We start from the raw sequence: 21313 nt of genomic DNA on the forward strand, positions 1-21313 counted from the left end.
CCAAGCTCTCGAAGACCATTAGCGCCAAGATTAAGAATCGCCGTAATAACGATCAACACCAGTTCTCACGGCTTTTAGCCAATGAGTATGGTGCGATCTTTGTCGGAAATGTATCCAGTAGCAAACTCATTAAAACCAAGATGGCGAAGTCTGTGCATGATGCAGGCTGGAGTCAATTTAAGACAATGTTGGAATACAAGTGCCATGAGGCAGGTGTTGTCTTTTTAGAGGTCAATGAGAGTAATACAACCCAAACCTGTTCTTCGTGTGGCGAAAAGCCACCGTCGAGGCCGAAAGGTATCGCAGGACTTGGAATAAGAGAATGGGCTTGCGACTGTTGTGGAGTCATCCACGATAGAGACATTAATGCCAGCAAGAACATTCTCCGTATCGGACTAGATACGCTAGCAGTAGGAGCCTCGCAGTTAAATCAAGGGAGATTTGAACCCCCTTGCTTTCGTAATAATCTTGCGCTTTAGCGCTTAGATTGTTGGCGAAGACCTTTACGGTCTTAGCTATGGGGAGTAGTCAGGTTAAGAGCCCAATGATTTTTTCTTGGTGCTGCTCATGCGTACCTTGCGTTTCTTAACTGGCGCAGGAGCTGCGGCTGCTTTACGATAACCTGGTGATGACCAGCCAATTTTGGACTCAGCAGCATCAGCGCGCAGAACACGTTTCTTCGGAGTGGCGCTTTTAACTGCCGCAGCTCTTTCAAAAGGGGACTTGCTTGAGGCGGAGCGTCGATCTGATCTCTCGGAGGTACTGGTGCGAACCCCCGTTTTTGCCACTACGCGGTTTGGCTGGCGCTTTGTACGTGGGGCTTGCAATGATTTTTTGGTTTGCTTGCTAGATCTACCTAAATTAGAAAGGGCTTCATCCACTACATCTTTGGGTTTCCAAAGGACGAGTAACTTTCCGATATGCTGAACTGGTGCTGCATCGAGCTTGTCACAAAGCTCTTCATAGATCGCGGTACGAGCTTCGCGTTCGTCACCAAAGACGCGAACTTTAATTAATCCATGATGAGAAATGGCTAATTTAGCCTCTTTAATAACCGCGGGGGTCAGACCATCGCCACCAATCATGACTACCGGACTGAGGTCGTGAGCGTCGGTTTTAAGGGATTTACGTTGTGCGGGGGTAATAGTAAGTGCTGTCATAGGCTCGATGATAGAGCATTAGGGCATGTAAAACGGGGCTTTCGCCCATATATCAGCTCTAATTTGGAGGTTTTAAGTCGATTCCTTTTGCCTTACGGGGCATAAACAAGGAAAATGGACGCCGAAAGTGGGTAAGTTGTGGCAAAGAATAAATTTAATAAAAGTTGGTTGCAGGATCACTTGAATGATCCGTATGTGAAGATGGCCCAAAAAGAGGGTTATCGAGCGCGAGCTGTCTATAAGCTAAGCGAGATAGACGAGCAAGACAGGCTCATTAAAGCGGGTATGACGATTGTGGATCTCGGAAGCGCCCCAGGGAGCTGGTCTCAGTACGCCCGCAATCGCCTCACAGAGCTTGGTAAAAACAATCCCAAGGTCGAGTCGGGCAAGCCAGATGGAATCATTATTGCGATTGATATTCTGCCGATGGAGGATATTGCCGATGTTTCCTTTATTCAGGGGGATTTTCGTGAAGATGAGGGCTTAAAGGCTCTTGAGGCGCTTTTACCGGCTGATGCTGGCGGTAAAGTTGATCTTGTACTGTCGGATATGGCCCCCAATCTATCTGGGGTGGGTGTGGCCGATGCTGCTCGCATGGCCTTTTTGGCAGAAATTGCCTTAGATTTTTCAGTTCAACACCTAAAGCCAGAGGGTGCGCTATTGATCAAGTGCTTCAATGGCAGCGGCTATAGTCAGATCGTCGAGTCCTTTAAAAAGGTCTTTAAAACGGTGGCCTCCAGAAAGCCTAAGGCTTCACGAGCAAAGTCCTCTGAAATCTTTTTGTTGGGCCGAGACCTCAAATCCACTAAATGACCCACTAAAAATAGGGGTTTATTAAATAAAGTTGCTCTCAGCTCTTGAAAAAGCCTGGTAGTAGAATCAAATACTTAGGTATAGCAATCCGCTTTAACTCCCGGATTAATCCGGCAAAGGTCTACTTTTGAATAGCAATATGTTGCAAAAAATCGGTGTGTGGCTCATTGTGGGTCTGGTGCTATTTACTGTTTTTAAACAGTTTGATAAGCCAAAGGATCAGTCTCAGGTCACTTATTCTCAATTCATGGACGATGCCAAAGTTGGCAAAGTCAAGCGAGTTGATGTGCAAGGTCGCACGTTGCAGGTGACCCCCAATGACGGCAACAAATATTCCATCGTCTCCCCAGGAGATATTTGGATGGTTGGCGATCTCATGAAATTCGGAGTGCAGGTAACTGGTAAAGCAGATGATGAACCAAGCATGTTGGTTTCTGCTTTGTATTACCTTGGACCTACTTTATTGATTATTGGCTTCTGGTTTTTCATGATGCGTCAGATGCAAGGCGGCGGAAAGGGTGGAGCTTTTTCTTTCGGAAAGTCAAAGGCACGTCTGATTGATGAGAATAGCAATACCGTTACCTTTGCTGATGTTGCAGGTTGCGATGAAGCTAAAGAAGAAGTCTTTGAGATTGTGGATTTCTTAAAGGATCCGCAGAAGTTTCAAAAGCTCGGTGGTCGTATTCCTCATGGCATATTGCTTGTAGGTCCCCCAGGTACCGGTAAGACCTTGCTTGCACGCGCAATTGCGGGTGAAGCAAAGGTTCCGTTCTTCTCCATCTCTGGCTCAGATTTCGTTGAGATGTTTGTTGGTGTTGGTGCATCGCGCGTGCGCGATATGTTTGAGAACGCTAAGAAAAACTCTCCTTGCATCATCTTCATTGACGAGATCGATGCGGTCGGTCGTCATCGCGGCGCTGGTATGGGCGGCGGTAACGATGAGCGTGAACAAACGCTCAACCAGATGCTTGTTGAGATGGATGGTTTCGAAAGCAATAGTGGCGTGATTGTGGTTGCTGCGACTAACCGTTCCGATGTATTGGATAAGGCCTTGCTGCGTCCTGGTCGTTTCGATCGCCAGGTACACGTAGGTTTACCAGATATTCGGGGCCGCGAGCAAATCCTGCAAGTGCATATGCGTAAGGTTCCCATTGATCCAGATGTGGATGCTGCTGTATTGGCACGCGGCACACCTGGTTTCTCAGGCGCAGATTTAGCAAACCTAGTAAATGAGTCTGCATTGTTTGCAGCGCGTCGTAATAAGCGTGCTGTAGATATGAAAGACTTTGAAGACGCAAAAGACAAGATCTACATGGGTCCTGAACGCAAGTCTGCTGTGATGCGTGAAGAAGAGCGTCGTAATACGGCCTATCACGAGTCTGGCCATGCGGTAGTTGCCAAGGTATTACCTAAGGCTGATCCAGTGCATAAAGTCACCATCATGCCGCGTGGCATGGCTTTGGGTGTGACTTGGCAGTTGCCTGAGTTTGATCGTGTGAATCTATATAAAGATCGCATGATGGAAGAGTTGGCGATTTTGTTTGGCGGTCGCGCTGCTGAAGAAGTGTTCTTGCATTCCATGAGCACTGGTGCTTCAAATGACTTTGAGCGTGCTACCAAAATGGCGCGTGATATGGTGACTCGTTACGGCATGAGCGATAGCTTGGGCACGATGGTTTATGTGGATACAGAGTCCGAAAGTATTTTTGGGCGCAATAGTACAAAGACGGTTTCTGAGTTGACTCAGCAAAAAGTAGATGCTGAGATTCGGGCATTAGTGGATAGTCAATATGCTTTGGCAAGATCCATTCTTGAGCAAAATCGTGACAAGGTTGAAGCCATGGTTGCCGCATTGCTTGAGCTGGAAACTATTGATGCTGAGCAGATTACCGACATCATGGAAGGTCGTCCACCACGCGCTCCTAAGCCGCCATCAGCAACCCAGTTTGGTAACTCAGCTGGAACGCCAGGTCCTGCTGCGGGTGCTGCTCCTGCAACTGCCTAATTATTTCTAAGTAAATAGTTAGGTGATCAAGCAAACACTGCCCGCAACTTGGCGTTGCGGGCGTTTTCTTTTTGACTTTAGTAAACGTCAACGTCCATTAGTGATGGGCATTCTGAATGCCACACCAGATTCATTTTCTGATGGTGGAAAGTTCCGCACAGCAAGTGATGCCATTGCCCAAGCAGAGCGCATGATCACCAACGGCGTAGACATCATTGATATCGGCGGTGAATCTACTCGCCCCGGTGCTGAGCCTGTTTCTTTACAAGAAGAGTTGGATCGTGTCTTGCCCATTATTGATGCCTTGAAAGATTGTGGCGTAGCGCTGTCTATTGATACCTATAAAGCGCAAACCATATGCCAGGCCCTGCGAGCTGGCGTAGATTGTGTCAATGATATTTGGGCGCTTCGACAAGAGGGTGCAGTAGACGCCATTCTTGAAAGCGACAAAAATCACCCAGAAAAACAGTGCGGCATTGTATTAATGCATATGCAGCGTGATCCACAAACTATGCAATTTGATCCTGAGTATGTTGATGTGATTGCAGAGGTAAAGCTGTTTTTGCAAGAGCGTGCAAAGTTGCTAGAAGAGCAGGGGGTTGCTCAAAACCGTATTGCTATTGATCCGGGCTTTGGTTTTGGCAAAAGTCTGGAGCACAACCTCAATATGCTGGCTAATTTTGATCAATTCTCACAATTGGGATACCCAGTTTTAGCGGGGATCTCTCGTAAGTCAATGCTTGGCAAGCTAACAGGTCGAGATACGAATGAGCGAGTGGCGCCGAGCGTTGCGGCTGCCATCCTTGCCGCTGATCGGGGTGCTCGTATCATCCGAGTCCACGATGTCCAGGAGACGGTTGACTCCCTGAAGGTCTGGGAAGCGATTCAGGGATAACTCGCTTGGCTAAATACTCACAAGTTTTATAATCAAGCCCATGAAAAAACAATACTTTGGTACTGATGGCATTCGCGGTGAAGTAGGTCAATTTCCGATCATTCCTGAGTTCATTACGCGTCTTGGCTACGCTGCTGGCATAGTACTGAGTAGTCATGCAAAACCTGGCGAACGTTGCAAGATTTTGATTGGTAAAGATACACGTGTATCAGGCTATCTACTGGAGGCCGCTCTAGAGGCGGGCTTTGCTGCTGCAGGGGTTGATGTCATGCTGTGCGGACCAATGCCAACTCCCGGAGTTGCTTACCTTACTAAAGCCTTGCGCTTATCGGCGGGTGTTGTGATTTCAGCATCGCACAATCCTTATCAAGATAATGGCATTAAGTTTTTCTCGGCTGAAGGCGGTAAGTTAAGTGATGAGCTGGAGCTTGCTATTGAAGCAGAGCTTGAAAAACCGATGGGCTGCGTTAGTTCAAAGGAGTTGGGTAAGGCATTTCGTATCGACGATGCTGCTGGTCGTTACATAGAGTTCTGTAAATCAACTTTTCCTGGTGAGCTCAATCTCAAAGGTATGAAGTTGGTAGTGGATTGTGCGAATGGCGCTGCTTACCATACTGCACCACATGTGTTTCATGAGTTAGGTGCAGAAGTCGTTTCGATTGGCGTTCATCCTGATGGTCGCAATATCAATGATGGCTGTGGTGCTACAGCGCCTGATGCCTTAATTGCCAAAGTGAAAGAAGTGAGTGCTGATATCGGTATTGCATTGGATGGCGATGCAGACCGCCTACAAATGGTCGACGCTTCTGGTCGTTTATTTAATGGTGATGAGCTCTTATACGTACTTGCTAAAGATCGTATCGAGCGCGGCCAAGCTATCGGTGGTGTAGTTGGCACTCTAATGACTAATCTTGCAGTAGAAAGTGCTATTAAAGATTTGGGTATTGGATTTGAGCGTGCTAATGTGGGCGATCGTTATGTCTTAGAGTTACTCAAGCAAAAAGGCTGGATCATTGGCGGGGAGGGCTCTGGCCATCTACTTTGCCTAGACCAGCATTCCACTGGTGATGGCACGATTGCTGCACTGCAGGTCTTGGCGGCGATGAGTCAAACAAAGAAGAGTCTTGCGAAATTACTTGATTCTGTAAAAATCTTTCCTCAGGTGCTTTTAAACATCAAGTTCCAAGCTGGCTATGACTGGAAGTCAGATGACGCCCTCAAATCCAAGATAAGCCAAGTTGAGAGCGCCCTTAAAGGAGGTGGTAGGGTGCTGATCCGCGCTTCAGGCACGGAGCCCGTCCTTCGGGTGATGGTTGAGGCTCAAGATGGTGATGTTGCTATGAGCTCAGCCAAGAGTATTGCTCAATTGGTTCCTACCCAATAACTCATTGATTTAATTGAACTATTTTTCATTAAGAAGCTTGTCATAAAAGCGTAACACTCAAAACGTATCGTTCAGGTATCGCAATATTGCGTTATTTATCTGAGGAACGATCCATATGAACTCATTTTTGAAAAAAGCGTTAGTAATTAGCGCGATTTCATTTGCCCCAGTTGCTTTTGCGGTCGATATGACTGGCGCTGGTGCAACATTCCCATACCCAATTTACGCTAAATGGGCTGAAGCTTTTAAAGCCAAAACTGGCTCCAATATGAATTACCAATCAATTGGTTCTTCTGGCGGCATTAAGCAAATTAAAGCGAAGACTGTTGATTTCGGTGCAACTGATAATCCAGTTAAATTTGAAGAATTAGAAAAAGAAGGTTTGGTTCAGTTTCCAGCAATTATCGGTGGCGTAGTGCCAGTGATGAACGTTGATGGCGTTAAGCCAGGCGAACTCAAGTTAGATGGCCCAACATTGGCTGATATTTTCCAAGGCGTCATCTCCGATTGGGGTGACAAGCGTATTGCCATCATGAACCCAGGTGTAAAGATTCCTTCTGGCCCAATTACCGTTGTTCACCGCGCTGATGGTTCCGGTACAACTGCAATTTTTACTGATTACTTAGCAAAAACTAGCACCCTCTGGAAAGATGCTGTTGGTGCAGGTGCTGCTGTTAAGTGGCCTGCTGCTTCATCTGTTGGCGGTAAAGGCAATGAAGGTGTTGCTGCAAACGTATCTCGCGTAAAGAACTCTGTTGGTTATGTTGAATATGCTTATGCTAAGAAAAACAAAATGACTTACATCTCCTTGAAGAACAAGGATGGTAATTTTGTTGCTCCGGACGATGTCACATTTGCTGCTGCAGCTGCTGGTACTGATTGGGCGAAGATTCCAGGCATGGGTACATTTATTACCAATGCTTCTGGCGCTAAGTCTTGGCCAATCACTGGCGCATCTTTCATCCTCTTGTACAAGAACCCAGAAAACAAAGCAAATGCTGCTGAAGTGATCAAGTTCTTTGACTTTGCATTCAAGGATGGCAAGAAGATGGCTGAAGAGCTCGATTACGTTCCAATGCCTGATGCAACAACTGATTTCATCCGTAAGAATGTATTTTCTAAGGTTGTTACTAAGTAAGGTTTGATGATTAAGATTTCTTAATCATCACTGAATAACAGCTCCATCAAAAGTGGGGCTGTTTCAATATTTAAATAAGCATAATTTATGATTGAATCGACCCAGTCTCACTCGGCACCGACGCCACAGGCGCTTCGCATTGCTAAGCTGCAGCGCGTTCAAGACTTCTTATTTCACGGCATTACTCAATTCTTTGCCTTATCAGTATTAATTGCCTTGGTCGGAATTATGATTTCGCTGGTAATAAATGCCTGGCCTGCATTAAGTACTTTTGGCATTGGCTTTTTCTTCACCCAAGAGTGGGATATTGTGAATGGTGAGTTTGGTGGATTGATCGCCATATACGGCACCCTAGCAACATCTATCATTGCATTGTTGATTGCCGTTCCCCTCAGCTTTGGTATTGCTGTTTTTCTAACTGAGCTATGTCCAGGCCCTTTACGCAGACCATTGGGAACAGCAGTGGAGTTGCTTGCAGCCGTTCCTTCAATCATTTACGGTATGTTTGGCCTGTTCATCTTTGCACCTTTATTTGCCGAGTACATTCAACCAGGTATTGCTGGGACTCTTGGGCAAATCCCTGGATTAGGTATCTTGTTCTCCGGCGCATTTAATGGTATCGGCATTTTGTGTGCCGGCTTGATTTTGGCAATGATGATTTTGCCTTTTATTGCCTCTGTAATGCGCGATGTATTTGAGATTGTTCCTCCAGTACTCAAAGAGTCAGCATATGGTATTGGCTGCACCACTTGGGAAGTAGTCAAGAATGTAGTTCTGCCATACACCAAGGCTGGTGTGATTGGTGGCGTTATGCTGGGATTGGGTAGGGCGCTTGGTGAAACCATGGCCGTGACCTTTGTGATCGGCAATGCCCATCGCTTATCTCCTTCCTTGTTCGCGCCGGGAACTTCAATTGCCTCTACGCTAGCTAACGAATTTGGTGAGGCTGAAGCTGGCAACCATCTCTCTTCTTTATTCGCCTTAGGTCTGGCGCTGTTTATTATTACCTTCGTGGTTCTAGCATTTGCTAAGTGGATGCTAAATAACATGGAGAAGAAGCAGGGTTTAAGAACATGAACAACACTTCCAATATTGATCCAGCAGTTTTTGCTAGGCGTAAGCGCGCCAATAAAATTGGCTTAGCCTTGTCCATGGGTGCCATGGGTTTGGGTATGATCTTTTTACTTTGGATTTTGAGCGTACTGATATTTAAAGGCTTTGCTGCTCTTGATATCACCTTGTTTACCCAAAGTACTCCAGCCCCAGGTTCTGAAGGTGGTGGTCTTTCTAATGCCATCGTTGGCAGCCTAATGCTCGTTGGTTGCTGTACTTTAATTAGCACTCCAATTGGAGTTTTGGCGGGTCTCTACCTCTCCGAATACGGTGATCGCAGTCGCATTGCAGCCATCACCCGTTTCGTTACTGACATCATGCTATCGGCCCCATCGATTGTGATTGGTCTGTTTGTTTACGCTTTTGTAGTCGCTCAGGTTCGCCACTTTTCTGGCTGGGCCGGAACTATCGCTTTAGCTTTAATTGCCATACCAGTAGTGGTGCGGACAACTGAGAATATGTTGCGCTTGGTTCCTGGTAGCTTGCGCGAAGCTGCATATGCATTGGGTACTCCAAAGTGGAAAGTGGCCTTCATGATCACCTTGAGAGCTGCGCAAAGCGGTGTGATGACTGGTATTTTGTTGGCCTTGGCCCGTGTCAGTGGCGAAACAGCGCCTTTGTTATTCACAGCTTTGAATAACCAGTTCTTCTCTACCAATATGAATGCCCCAATGGCGAACTTACCAGTAGTGATCTTCCAGTTTGCAATGAGTCCTTATGACAATTGGGTTGATCTTGCCTGGGGTGGCGCTTTATTAATCACCTTCGCAGTACTCGGATTAAATATCTTGGCTCGTGTAGTCTTTCGCGAAAAGGTTCAGGGATGATGAGCAATATGAAAACAATGTTTGACTTAAATCAGATTGATAGTCAAGGAGTAAATACAAATATGAATACAAATCAACAAACACCAGTCGCAGCTAAGAATGCTCTTGAAGTGCGCAATCTGAACTTTTTTTATGGATCCTACCAAGGTCTAAAAGATATCAATTTAGATATCGAAGAGGGTAAGGTAACTGCATTTATTGGACCATCTGGTTGTGGTAAATCGACTTTGCTCAGAGCATTGAATCGCATGTATGACCTGTATCCTGGTCAGCGTGCTGAAGGCGAGATTAATTTCTACGGACAAAATATTTTGACTCCAGGTCAGGATTTAAATCTCCTTCGCTCACGGATCGGCATGGTCTTTCAGAAGCCTACACCATTCCCAATGTCTATCTACGAGAACATTGCCTTTGGTGTACGTTTATACGAAAGACTTTCCCGTTCAGAGATGGATGAGCGTGTTGAGTGGGCTTTGAATAAGGCGGCACTTTGGAATGAAGCGAAAGACAAGCTTAACCAGAGTGGTTTATCTCTGTCTGGCGGTCAGCAGCAGCGTTTATGTATCGCGCGTGGTGTGGCTGTTAAGCCCTCCGTTATTTTGCTAGACGAGCCAACATCAGCCTTGGATCCAATCTCTACAGGTAAGATCGAAGAGTTGATCAACGAACTCAAACACGAGTACACCATTGCTATCGTGACCCACAATATGCAACAAGCAGCCCGCGTCTCCGATTACACTGCTTATATGTATCTTGGAAGTCTTATCGAGTATGGCAAGACGGACGAGATCTTTATTAAGCCTAAGCGTAAAGAAACAGAAGATTACATTACCGGCCGCTTCGGTTAATTGGAGACATAAATGACAGAAAAACACCTTTCATCACAATTTGATGCAGATTTAAACTCACTTTCCAGTCGTTTGCTAGAAATGGGTGGTCTCGTCGAGTCGCAGATTTCTACAGCTATGCGTGCTTTTACGCAAATGGATATTGATACCTGTAATGTCGTGATTGACAATGAAAAAGCCGTTAATGATTTAGAAATTCAGATTGATTTAGCTTGTACTGAATTGATAGCGCGTCGCCAGCCTACTGCACGAGACCTCCGTTTGGTGATGGCAGTATCTAAGGCCATCACAAACTTAGAGCGTGCTGGTGATGAGGCAGAGCGTGTTGCCAAGAGAACTAAGCGCTTGATTGAAGCAGGCGCTCCTCACAATATTAACGTTGCTGAGATTCGTTTATCTGGGCAAATGGCAATTTCTTTATTGCGTCGTAGCTTGGATGCTTTTGCACGCCTCGATACGATTGCAGCAGCAGAGGTAGTTGAGGAAGATCGTCAAATCGACGAAGAATTCAGAGGCTTTGTTCGCAAACTGATCTCCTACATGATGGAAGATCCACACACCATTACAACTGGCTTGGATATGTTGACAATTGCTAAGGCGATTGAGCGCATCGGTGATCATGCTAAAAATATTGCTGAGTTTGTGATCTATGTTGCCAAGGGTTCGGATGTGCGTCATATCCCACATGAGGATTTGGTTCGCGAAGCCAATAAACCATAGTTAAATCAATACGGAGCTCATGATGACTCACCGCATATTGATTGTTGAAGATGAGCCTTCTATTGCAGAACTGATTGCAATTAACTTAACTCATGCTGGTTACGAAGTTGAGAGAGCGATGCAAACTGATGTTGCACTCAATGTGATGCGCGATCAGTTGCCTAGCTTACTCATCTTGGATTGGATGTTGCCTGGTAAATCTGGAGTTCAGTTTGCTAAAGAGTTACGGGCTAATGATCGTACTCGCGCCTTGCCAATTTTGATGTTGACGGCCAAGAGTGAGGAGGCTGATAAGGTATTGGGACTTGATTCGGGTGCTGATGATTATGTCACTAAGCCCTTTTCGCCTAAAGAGCTTGTTGCGCGTGTAAAAGCCCTGTTACGTCGCCAAACTCCGATTGAGGATACTGGTCCACTTTCCGTAGGTCCCGTAAAGCTTGACCCCAGCTCGCATCGGGTAATGGCAGTATGGCCGAATATGGAGCCGCAATCCGTTGTCTTAGGACCTACTGAATACCGACTGCTTCAGTTCCTGATGGTAAACCCAGAGAGGGTACATTCACGAGCCAATTTGCTAGATAAGGTTTGGGGCAGCGAAGTTTATATTGAAGAGCGTACCGTAGATGTCCATATCAAGAGATTGAGGGCTGCCCTAGCTCCAACCGACTGCGATAGATATATTGAAACCGTGCGTGGCAGTGGCTACCGCATCACTAAGATGCCAACCCAAACCTAATACACCACCTTATCTGACTGGGGTTTTTAGAGTCCCCGATTGAGATGCTCTAAGATTGCTGCATGTTCTCCGTTATCACTCGATTTGCACTACTCGTTTTCTTAGCATTTTTTGCCGCTACTCTTAGCCTGGCATTTTTTGGCCCCCTTACGGCTATATCCGCTGGTATCGCAGTACTTTCTATCCCTCTTATCTATTCCTACATTAATCTCGCGCGTTTGCGTAAGCATGCGATAGCCAACACCGTTGAAAATATGTCCTTGCCTAGTGGTTATTGGGAAGAGATATTCTTTCGCCTGCAACGCTTGGTGCGCAATCTCAAGCAAGAAATGCGAAGAATAGAAAGGCAACACAATCGTTTCATTGAAGCCTTCCAGGCCTCTCCAAATGGTATTGTGATGCTAGATGATCAGGATCAAATTGAATGGTGCAATGCTATTGCTGAGCGCTTCTTTGGCCTGAACTTTAAACGTGATGTGCTACAAAGAATTAACTTCCTCATTCGTCGTCCAGAGTTTGTTCATTATCTGTATAAGCGTCAGTTTGAGGAGCCCTTGCTACTCGAAAGAATGGGGCCCGCCGCCAACCTAAGCCTCATGTTGCAAGCATTTCCATTTGGAGATAAGCGTAACCTATTGCTCATTCAGGATGTTACGGATTTGCAAAAGGCGGATGCCATGCGTCGTGATTTCGTGGCAAACGTGTCTCATGAGATGAGAACGCCAATTACAGTATTAATGGGCTTCTTGGAAACCATGCAATCACTGGATTTGGATAAGGCGCAACAAAATCAGTATTTCGACATGATGATGTCGCAGGCCCAAAGAATGAAAAGTCTAGTGGAGGACTTATTAACCCTGGCCAACCTCGAAGCCAATACTTTGCCAGCGCCGATGCAGTTAGTCAAAATTTCTACTTTGATGGCCTTGTTGAAAAACGATGCTGAAGCGCTTTCTCAAGGGCGTCACGCCTTTAATTTTGACCTCTCTAGCACTGCTAACCTCATGGGCGAGGAGAGGGAAATCCTGTCTGCATTTGGCAACTTGGTTTCCAATGCAATTCGTTACACGCCGGACATCGCTTCTATTAGCGCAGATTGGCATTTAAACGAGCGAGGAGAAGGTGAATTCTCTGTAACCGATACTGGGCCAGGAATTGCCTCGGAGCACCTCTCCCGTCTTACAGAACGGTTCTACCGGGTTGATCGAAGTCGATCTAGAGATACTGGGGGAACTGGATTGGGCCTGGCAATTGTTAAGCACATTGCAAATCGCCATCAGGCTCAATTGATTATTGAGAGTACCCCGGGGAAAGGGAGCACCTTTACGCTGCGTTTTCCAAAAGAAAGGATTGCGAACTCAGTTGACTGAGTCGTTCAATCCTTTTTATCTTTTTTCTTATCTTTTTTCTTATCTTTCTTTTTAGATTCCTTAGGAAGCTTATCTAGCTTTCCATTGGCGTAAAGACACCATACTTTAATTTCCTCAAAAAGTTCATTGAGATCATCGTAAGAGAGGCTTTTAAGGTCTTGCAAGCCAATGGCGCCAGACTCTTGAAGCTGTTTTACAGCATCTTCATACTTATATTCACTCATGGATTTTTCAAGGGTTGGTAATAACAAGCAAATCGTAACAAAGTAATATGACAAAAGTGCTTTTTTGGGTCTTAAAACCTAGTTTTAGTCCGAATCTGAGGAAATTTCTGAGCCGTGCTTAATCCCAGTCATTCTGGCAAGCAGTCTCTCCAAAGGGCCACCGATAATGAGGGTGATTAGGATGGCGCAAAGAGAAAAGGCTCCTAGGACCAGCTCTCCTGCGCCAAAGGCTGCAGCAATTAAGGCGGAGGACCAAATGCTGGCGGCGGTGGTGAGTCCATGCACTTTTTGAGAGCTATGCTCTCGAATAATCACCCCGGCACCCAGGAATCCAAGCCCAGTAATGAGGCCCTGTAAGACGTGGCTAAGGGCTTGTACATCTGTCGTTCCTAAGTGTCCTATGGACATAACTGCCGTAGCAGACCCTATAGCAACCAAGGAGTGCGTTCGGATGCCAGCAGATTTATGGTGCATCCAACGATTCAAGCCCAGGATGATTCCGGCTGAAAGAGCTAAGAAAAGGCGCAAGGCCATTTCACCGTAAAGATCAAAATATTCCATAAAATCCATGGTACTTCAGTTCATTCAAAAAGTTCAAATCGTCTAAATAATTTTTCTAACCTTGAGGGATAGATAGACAGCGGCCCCCGCTAAAGCCATGAGCACCATGACGATATAGAAAGATTCCTTAAGGCCAGGTAAGTCTTCCATATTCATTCCCATAATTCCAGTAATGAGGGTCATTGGCAAAAAGATGACTGTCATCACCGACAGCACTTGCAAGTTACGCGCATTGAATTCGGCGACATGGGCGGCCTGTTCATCTTGTAGCACTTTGGCGCGATCATACAAGTTGGAAATTTCCTGAACCAGGTAGGAGAGTAAGTCCAGGTCATCATTGAGTCGATATTTATCTTCATCAGAAAACCAATAGGGTAAGCGCTTTTGTAAGCGATTTAATGCAATCAGTTCCGGTGAGAACTGGCGACGCAGACGACTGCATTGAATGCGTATCCTACCGAGATATTCATGTTCAGGCAATTCCTTGCCCTTCAGAAGAATCTCTTCTAAATCATCCATTGTTTCGGAAAGGCGTATCAGCAAGGTGCGTAAATACTCCGCACGCAAATCAATCAATTCATGAAAAAGTTCAATAGCTGAGCATGGGTTCAGTAAGCCACCCCTTAAATCTGATCGCAATCGATCGGTCGTTCTGAGGGGATTATTTCTTAAGGAAATCATCAGACGAGGTGTCAAGATAGCCCATAAGGTTCCAAGACTAGAGTCACTATCCTTCTCACCAAATTCTTGATGAAAGTCATTCATCACCATCAATAGGCAGTCATCCAATTTTTCAATTCGTTCTAGCCGACTGCGGGTAACTCCCTCATCAATCATTTCAACTACGCGATCCGGTATGAGGGGGGTATTTTTTAACCAACGCTGTACTTGAGAGTTGGTTAAGTTGAGGTGTAGCCAAATCGATAACTCTGGGTCATTGAGGGCATCGGCAATGTCAAAGAGCGGGATCTCATGATTTTTCCCAGAGGGTGTCATGGCCCAGGCAAATACGACACCATTAATTGGGAAGGGATGGGTTAGGTTTTCAGTCACAACAGTAGGGGTGTATTTATCGAATATTGATTGATCTTTATGCATTGTAAGGTAGGTGTGTTGTAAATATACCCACGACATCTGTTTGCCATATTTACTATCTAAGATATCCGTAGGGGCGAACTGAATCGCTCCGTGAAAGGGACCCAATCATATGAAGAAATTCATCATTACAGCCTTATCCATATGGAATGAAGCGAGAGCGTCCTACAGGGGAAGATGTCTGAAGCATCGTCTGGGAAGTTAAGTCTCGATTGCCTGATGCTTACTGATTTTGTTTGGCTATTGAGTTTTGCGGAACAAATAGCGGTCGAAAACTGAATGGACCCGATTCTTGCGCATTAACACGCACTTCAACAGCCTGAACTTGATTTGCACCCATCACCTCCAGTCTATATACGTTTTCTAGCAACTGATTTTTGCTGTTCATTAACGGCTGATCAATTTTCAACTGATGGCTATCTCCATGTATCAGAAGAATGGGGATCGCCAATTTCTCAGATTGATCGCGAAATGCTGAAATAGTATCTCGATAGCCACTGCTAGTGCTAGTTGCCAATTCTGGGGAGTAGAAGAGGTCTGCTTGAAATGCAAAAATAATGCCCGCATATTTTTTCTCCCTTGCGAATTCATACGCGTAATTAATCCAAGCTAAATTTGCCTGATTACGTATTTGGTATTCTTGATTTGATTCTTCATCTCTCCCAAGGTTGTTGTTAGATCCCGGAATATGCAAATTAACAAATAGAAAGTGGCCTCTAGTCCACAGAGAGTTTTCAACGTAACGTGAAAATTGTGGCATCAGCTCAGACTGCCGCTGAAGCTTTAGTTTGGCCACTCCAAAACTATTACTACTTTGAAATTGCTTGCTGCGGATGTGCTCGAGTCTCTCAAGCGGATTGAATTGACCAGCTAGCGCTCGATGACAGTCGGTCCACTCATTATCCCCAATGCTATAGATTAAGGGCGCTTTAAATGAATTGAAATACGCCGTCATTTTTTCAATATGCTCATTGCTACAGGGTGAGCTACCTGACTTAGTATCGCCAACAAAAATTGAGAACGCAGGCTTTTGGGAGTTAATGCTGCTGATGAGTTGTTCAAACCGAGGAAAATCAGCGGGCTGTGAGTAGGGCATGTCGCCTAGTGCAATAAACTTAAATGATTCTGCGTATGCAATGCCAATAGATAGGTAGATTACAAGAATAAGAAAAATACCGCTGGTGATTGTTTTTTGACCTCTCAAATACATTAAAACCTCCAAGTAAATCCAACTTCTGAGCGAGAAACACTAAGTCCTGAGTTGCTGATAACAATGCCCATATTGGCAGCGCTACGCATATACGATAGACCGAGATCTACTTGATCTGATACCGAAATGATTGCGGCCAGAAGAGCATAGCTGCTTAGGTACTGCTCTGTGCTCGGCGGATTTGTGGTGATACCTGTATCTAAGGCGAGCCGGACACTTTGCGAGACTCGCCATACCGGCGCTGCAGAAAAGAAAAGAATGTTGATTCTATTTGATTCTGGGCCTACACCGACTGCGTAATTGGTATTGTAAGGGGACTTCGAATACGAAGCATTGAGGTGCACTTCAAGTTCATCCGAATAGTGAGAGCCAATCAGATTGAGGGCATAGTTTGGCAAAGCGAGGTCTAGGCCATGGACCTGCTGCTGGGGTGTTCCTGGTAAGGTAAAGCTTGGCTTAATTGCAAGTGCCCACCGCCCATCTTCGGCTTCGGCAAAGCGCCATTTTATGGCAATTACTTTATTGGCAATTGGAGAGTAATTACCTTTTGGAATAGAGAAGTAGGTGGCGCCGATGGATATCTCTATGTTTTCAGCAACTCCCCTGGTATAGGTAAAAGGGAATGCTTTTGCCCCCTCACCGCCAAAATATTCTTCTCCTGGCGTGATAATGTCGACTGTTGCAGCAGATCCACTACCATGCGATGCAGTCGTAAAAAAATACTGCTCGATTTGATTCGTGCCATTGGCGACAGTTCCAGCATCATCGGTATTGAGGGGTTCAAATGCGATCCCCAGGGTCGGGATAAACAGTAGGAGGAGGGCGGCAAATCGCATTTTCAGGATTTGTAAATTTTCCAAATCCTTTAACTTACTGGTTTTATATTACAAATCCATGTAAAAGCCTGATCCTCCAGCTTAATGTGAAGCCCATGATTTAGGCTTAATCAAACTGAAATATTTGCTCCATATGATTAACCATCGTCAATTTCCACTCTACAAAGGTTAATCTCGATGGTCTATGGGACAAATGTGAATTTAGCTTCAATATTTCGTGCGCATGATGCAAAATTAGAGCCAGATCACTCCAATCTGAATGAGCGTTTATTCGAGCCCAAATCTATTAAGGTGGAATCTCGGGCTGACGCGTTTTTGGTAGATAAAAAGTATGCATTGCAACTCGACGAACTTATTTGATTATTCTCCGGCATGAGTCACCCACAAAACATCCTTTTTCTCTGCTCTGGTAATTCAGCAAGATCCATTTTGGCTGAGGCCCTTGCCACGACTCTGAGTCATGGTCGCTTAATTGGCTATTCTGCTGGTGCTAAACCCACTGGCGCAGTCCACCCTATGGCGATTGAGTTAATTCAGTCGATGGGCTATCCCTTGGAGGTGTTGAGGAGCAAAAGTTGGGATGAGTTTGGTTGCGAAGGCGCCCCCAAGATGGACTACATCATTACCCTGTGTGACTCTGCGGTGGGTGAGGAGTGCCCTTATTGGCCTGGGCACCCATCTACAGCACATTGGGGCTTTCCGGACCCTGCGGCAGTGAGGGCGGGTGATGAGGCAATGCTCCATGCCTTTAAGCAGGTAGAAATGGGCTTGCGCAATCGGATTGAGTTGCTGATGGACTTGCCGATGGATAAGCTAGACCACCTAGAACTCAAAGAGCAGCTCGACAGCATTCATCAGCGGATCAAGTTGGGCGAGTAGTCTGCCAGCAGGCTCCCGGGAACTGTAATAATGTGCCCATCTTCCTTATTGGAGTGGGCATGTGCGTTTCTCATAAATCTCGAGCTGCTTCACCGGCGCCAACTAAGTCTTCAGAGCATTTTTCCGTCCTAACTCCTGCAGAGGTACATCAGGGTAAGCGACTCAGCATAGAAAAGCGCTTAAGAAACGGTAAAGCCTTGCGTAAGCGAGTGAACTTTGCTGATCAAGGGATTTATACGCCGCCCAAGAATAGGGTTGGACCGATCGAGATTCTACAGAAGCAGGCTGAGCAACGGATTCAGGCGCTCATTCCGATTCGATATGAGCGCATGCTGCAATCGCCATTCGATTTTTATCGTGGCGGCGCCGCAATCATGGCGCAAGATTTAGCCAGCCAACCTACTACCGATATTACGGTTCAGCTTTGCGGTGATATGCACGTCTCTAACTTTGGGCTTTTTGGGACTGCTGAACATCGACTTGTTTTTGGGATCAATGATTTTGATGAAACCCTTCCGGGAAGTTGGGAGTGGGATATTAAGCGTTTAGTAGCAAGTGCCGTTATCGCTTGCGAGGCTTTAGGTGGCTCTCAGTCTCTTTGCAAAAAATTAGTGTATCGAATTAGCTCTGAATATCAAAAGCGCATGGCTCAATATGCACGGATGCCTTATCTCGATCTTGCTCAGCAATTTATTGGTGAGAAGGATATTCGCAAGCACTTTAATAGCGTTCATCAGAAAAAGTTAGACGCTTATTTGAGGGATACTAAAGGGCAGACTAATATCCAAGTCTTAGAAAAATTGACAACCTTGGTTGGTAAAAATCGTAAGATTATCAATAGGCCTCCACTCATAGAGCATTTTGATAAAACAACTTATGGAGTGTCGTTCGCTGGTTTGGTTAAAAAGGCGATGCAAAATTACAGCAGCACTTTATTAGCTGATCGCCAAGTTTTATTTGAGCGCTATACATTGCAGGATTTCGCGCGAAAGGTTGTAGGTGTCGGGAGTGTGGGAACGAACTGTATGGTCTTGTATTTTGTTGGCGATAGTCAAAAGGACCCGCTGTTTCTTCAATACAAAGAAGCTCAGGAATCTGTCTTAAGTCCTTATTTAGGAAAGTCCAAATATCCGAATATGGGCCACCGCGTAGTTGCTGGACAGCGATTGCTGCAAGGGGCTCCGGATATCTTCCTGAATGGCGGGGAGATTGAGCATAAACAGGATCGGATTCAAGGATTCTATCTTCGCCAGTTGCGCGACATGAAGGGTGGTATTGATGTGGGTCCTCATGGCGTCTCGTTGAAGAATTTCCCAGACTACGCCAAGTTGTTTGGCTGGGCTCTGGCACTTGGCCATGCACGCTCAGGCGATGCGGCTATGATTTCAGGCTATTGCGGCCAGTCAACAGAATTTGATTCGGCAATGTATTCTTTTGCTACGGCCTATTCAAAGCAAAATAAGGCCGACTACGATGTCTTTTGTAACGCAGTCAAGAGCGGAAAAATTCAAGTAGCCAAGAAGAAAACCCTTAAGTAATTTTGATGCCGCTAGGCTTTGCAGTGATATATCCTACTGCAGCACCAAATCGATCCTTGTAATTCTTTTGAATCAAGGGATTTAATATGGGCATCACTTTTGAATGTAATTTTCCTAGCCAATCACCTGGATGTTGAAAGTTGGCAGTGATATAAGTCCAGCCATTGAGGTTATCTACTACGCTAAGGCCGGTTGCTTCTGCGCCGGAGGGCATAGAGGCAATTCTACTGAGTTTCTTTGTATCCACGTTATAGGCCCAAATAAAATTATTCACATGGGTGCTACTGTCTTCCCCGATAAAGAGAGTCCTTAACTTTTCAGAAAACTTGAGGTTATCTGGATTGGAAATAGTATTGGGGTCAGCCAAGTTCCCGAGCTCATCTTGCGCAATATCTCGACCAACGATTAGCGCCGATAGTTGTCTTGGAACCCAATTACTCTGGATGGCATTTCCTGATTGATCGCGTTGATTGCCCTCCAGCTTGCTGGTCATGACTGCGCCAGCGATTAAGGGTTTTTCGAGCTCAATCATGCTCTGTGAATTCCAGCCCTTGCCACCTTTGATCATTGAATCCTGTATGTTTTGCAGGGCAAAGTACGCAACTTTATCTTTGAGATTAGCGGTGGTACCTTCCATCTTGCTAAAGCCCATGCTACCGCCCATGAGATAAGCATAGCGATGGGTTTCCAAAAATGCTGCCGCCTTTTCCATTCCAGGTTTTAGCCTTACCCAATTGGTAATACCATCGTAGTAAATTTTTGTGAATGTGTCGTCGTTGGGATCAGTCTTTAAAACCGTCATGATGTCGGATGGTTTTAAGGTCGCAGCGAGTTTTTTGATTTCATCGCTAGTGGCATGACCGAGCTTGATCCAGGATAATTTCGCGCCATCGTCTTTTGGGTCTATGGAGAATCCCTGGCCTAGTTTGGCTACATAAAGCGTTCCAGAAGAAAGATCAGCCTCTTTATCCGCAATGAAAAGGAATAGGCCGCTATTGGTGTAGTCATCACCCATTAGAACGGTTCTTCTATCAGGCATCACTTCAACTAACTCATGTGAAATACGCCCGAGACAATAGTGCTTTACAAGAGTACCTGTTCCATCGGGATTGACAGTGACTTCAGGAAGGTGACCATAGTTGTATGGGTTTGCACTGGTCTCATTGCCGTAGAGATTTTTACTAAAGGCCTTAAAGCGCACATTCTCATGTGCAAAGGGCGCATCAGGCTCATATTCCTCGCTCGATAAATGTGTATTCCATGGTGATAAGCTGGCGCCACAGGTGATCCATAGGCCTTGAGCGCTAGAAGTATCTACAGGGGTGTATTTGACTAAGGTGAGCTTGCCACTAGCCGGATCCTGATTGAGTGTTAAGACGGCGATTTGAGAGGGTAGGACTCCGTACATTTTTTCGTTGCCCTGATTGGTATTGGTGTATTCAAATTGAACCACTGCAAACACCGTATTGCCTCGCACCCCTTTAACTTTTGCTCTTTCAAGTTTCAATAAAGACATGCCATCTGGACAATCGGAAAAGAATTGCCTTTCTTTGCCTGATACAGAGTTATCCATAATCGGTCTATTGTGAATATCTACATATCCGCCAGCCAATATTTTTCCATTCTTACCATCTGGAACCAGATCTCCAGTAATAAAGAATGGCTCATAAGCGAGTTTGTATGTTTTTGTATCCCCATTCTGCATGGTGACTTCAAGCATCGATCCCACTGAAGTGGTAGCCATTGCTTCTGGATTAGCTAGAGAAGGCGCCTCCATAGAGATAAATTCTGCGGACCTGAAACCAGAAGCCGCTTCGGCAGCAATCAACGGGGAGCTATTGAAGAGTGCGGTTAAGCCGGTAGATCCTATGGGTAGCATGGGAGCGCTAATAGCCATTTTAATAAATGAGCGACGCTTAAGGGCTTTAGGGTTTGACATAGTGCACATGTTTCTCTTCATT

General features: G+C 45.6%; 22 protein-coding genes. 15 read left to right on the forward strand and 7 right to left on the reverse strand.

The features are described from left to right. Positions 1–479 (forward strand): RNA-guided endonuclease InsQ/TnpB family protein (locus CBI30_RS04680; protein ID WP_143744360.1); only part of this gene is annotated, 479 nt, incomplete at its 5' end. Between the two features lie 54 nt (positions 480–533). On the opposite strand, the gene CBI30_RS04685 is transcribed toward CBI30_RS04680, so the two are convergent. Beyond that, complete coding sequence (locus tag CBI30_RS04685) at positions 534–1160, reverse strand: YhbY family RNA-binding protein (RefSeq protein ID WP_088527167.1); 627 nt, start codon at positions 1158–1160, stop codon at positions 534–536. Between the two features lie 138 nt (positions 1161–1298). Between CBI30_RS04685 and CBI30_RS04690 the strand changes: the two genes are divergently transcribed. The 11 genes from CBI30_RS04690 (at position 1299) to phoR (ending at position 13009) form a co-directional block, all read left to right on the forward strand. Beyond that, complete coding sequence (locus CBI30_RS04690; protein ID WP_088527168.1) at positions 1299–1973, forward strand: RlmE family RNA methyltransferase; 675 nt, start codon at positions 1299–1301, stop codon at positions 1971–1973. 127 nt (positions 1974–2100) lie between these two features. After that, entirely contained in the window at positions 2101–3978 is a 1878-nt protein-coding gene (gene ftsH / locus CBI30_RS04695; protein ID WP_169711248.1) for an ATP-dependent zinc metalloprotease FtsH, read from the forward strand. Positions 3979–4000: 22 nt separating this feature from the next. Then, positions 4001–4873, forward strand: a complete 873-nt coding sequence (gene folP, locus CBI30_RS04700) for a dihydropteroate synthase (RefSeq protein WP_420812042.1) — start codon at positions 4001–4003, stop codon at positions 4871–4873. Positions 4874–4913: 40 nt separating this feature from the next. Next, positions 4914–6257, forward strand: a complete 1344-nt coding sequence (gene glmM, locus CBI30_RS04705) for a phosphoglucosamine mutase (protein ID WP_088527170.1) — start codon at positions 4914–4916, stop codon at positions 6255–6257. Between the two features lie 115 nt (positions 6258–6372). After that, on the forward strand, positions 6373–7395 hold the full coding sequence (pstS, locus tag CBI30_RS04710; RefSeq protein ID WP_206075566.1) for a phosphate ABC transporter substrate-binding protein PstS: 1023 nt from the start codon (positions 6373–6375) through the stop codon (positions 7393–7395). 87 nt (positions 7396–7482) lie between these two features. Continuing rightward, positions 7483–8472 (forward strand): phosphate ABC transporter permease subunit PstC, encoded by a 990-nt coding sequence (gene pstC / locus CBI30_RS04715; RefSeq protein ID WP_088527172.1) that lies wholly within the window; start codon positions 7483–7485, stop codon positions 8470–8472. Then, entirely contained in the window at positions 8469–9335 is an 867-nt protein-coding gene (gene pstA, locus CBI30_RS04720; protein ID WP_088527173.1) for a phosphate ABC transporter permease PstA, read from the forward strand. The genes pstC and pstA overlap by 4 nt, the downstream gene beginning before the upstream one ends. Before the next feature lie 62 nt (positions 9336–9397). After that, positions 9398–10183, forward strand: coding sequence for a phosphate ABC transporter ATP-binding protein PstB (pstB, locus tag CBI30_RS04725; protein ID WP_088527304.1), 786 nt, complete (start codon positions 9398–9400; stop codon positions 10181–10183). 12 nt (positions 10184–10195) lie between these two features. Then, complete coding sequence (gene phoU, locus CBI30_RS04730) at positions 10196–10903, forward strand: phosphate signaling complex protein PhoU (protein WP_088527174.1); 708 nt, start codon at positions 10196–10198, stop codon at positions 10901–10903. A gap of 22 nt (positions 10904–10925) precedes the next feature. Further along, entirely contained in the window at positions 10926–11639 is a 714-nt protein-coding gene (gene phoB / locus CBI30_RS04735) for a phosphate regulon transcriptional regulator PhoB (protein ID WP_088527175.1), read from the forward strand. A 62-nt stretch (positions 11640–11701) separates the two neighbouring features. Beyond that, complete coding sequence (gene phoR, locus CBI30_RS04740; protein ID WP_088527176.1) at positions 11702–13009, forward strand: phosphate regulon sensor histidine kinase PhoR; 1308 nt, start codon at positions 11702–11704, stop codon at positions 13007–13009. 5 nt (positions 13010–13014) lie between these two features. Here phoR and CBI30_RS04745 read toward each other — a convergent pair whose 3' ends face one another. The 5 genes from CBI30_RS04745 to CBI30_RS04765 form a co-directional block, all read right to left on the reverse strand. Then, positions 13015–13233 (reverse strand): hypothetical protein, encoded by a 219-nt coding sequence (locus tag CBI30_RS04745; protein ID WP_088527177.1) that lies wholly within the window; start codon positions 13231–13233, stop codon positions 13015–13017. Positions 13234–13317: 84 nt separating this feature from the next. Continuing rightward, positions 13318–13803 carry an MgtC/SapB family protein gene (locus CBI30_RS04750; RefSeq protein ID WP_240553500.1) on the reverse strand — a complete coding sequence of 162 codons (486 nt, stop codon included), beginning with the start codon at positions 13801–13803 and terminating at the stop codon, positions 13318–13320. Between the two features lie 33 nt (positions 13804–13836). Beyond that, complete coding sequence (locus CBI30_RS04755; protein WP_240553501.1) at positions 13837–14928, reverse strand: CorA family divalent cation transporter; 1092 nt, start codon at positions 14926–14928, stop codon at positions 13837–13839. Between the two features lie 184 nt (positions 14929–15112). Next, positions 15113–16099: a hypothetical protein gene (locus tag CBI30_RS04760; protein ID WP_088527178.1), complete on the reverse strand. Its 987-nt coding sequence runs from the start codon at positions 16097–16099 to the stop codon at positions 15113–15115. Further along, positions 16099–16959 carry a hypothetical protein gene (locus tag CBI30_RS04765; RefSeq protein WP_240553502.1) on the reverse strand — a complete coding sequence of 287 codons (861 nt, stop codon included), beginning with the start codon at positions 16957–16959 and terminating at the stop codon, positions 16099–16101. The genes CBI30_RS04760 and CBI30_RS04765 overlap by 1 nt, the downstream gene beginning before the upstream one ends. 171 nt (positions 16960–17130) lie before the next feature. On the opposite strand from CBI30_RS04765, the gene CBI30_RS11115 reads away from it, so the two are divergent. From CBI30_RS11115 to CBI30_RS04780, 3 genes are read left to right on the forward strand one after another with little or no spacing between them, the layout of a single operon-like run. Beyond that, positions 17131–17295 carry a hypothetical protein gene (locus CBI30_RS11115; RefSeq protein ID WP_161492272.1) on the forward strand — a complete coding sequence of 55 codons (165 nt, stop codon included), beginning with the start codon at positions 17131–17133 and terminating at the stop codon, positions 17293–17295. Positions 17296–17307: 12 nt separating this feature from the next. Continuing rightward, positions 17308–17814, forward strand: a complete 507-nt coding sequence (locus CBI30_RS04775) for an arsenate reductase ArsC (RefSeq protein ID WP_088527181.1) — start codon at positions 17308–17310, stop codon at positions 17812–17814. A gap of 59 nt (positions 17815–17873) precedes the next feature. Continuing rightward, positions 17874–19352: a DUF2252 domain-containing protein gene (locus CBI30_RS04780; protein WP_088527182.1), complete on the forward strand. Its 1479-nt coding sequence runs from the start codon at positions 17874–17876 to the stop codon at positions 19350–19352. Here the strand turns inward: CBI30_RS04780 and CBI30_RS04785 are convergent. Further along, entirely contained in the window at positions 19345–21291 is a 1947-nt protein-coding gene (locus tag CBI30_RS04785) for a PhoX family protein (protein ID WP_088527183.1), read from the reverse strand. The two genes, CBI30_RS04780 and CBI30_RS04785, sit on opposite strands and share 8 nt — an antisense overlap. Positions 21292–21313 lie beyond the last annotated feature (22 nt).

Source organism: Polynucleobacter aenigmaticus, from assembly GCF_002206635.1.
GTDB lineage: Bacteria > Pseudomonadota > Gammaproteobacteria > Burkholderiales > Burkholderiaceae > Polynucleobacter > Polynucleobacter aenigmaticus.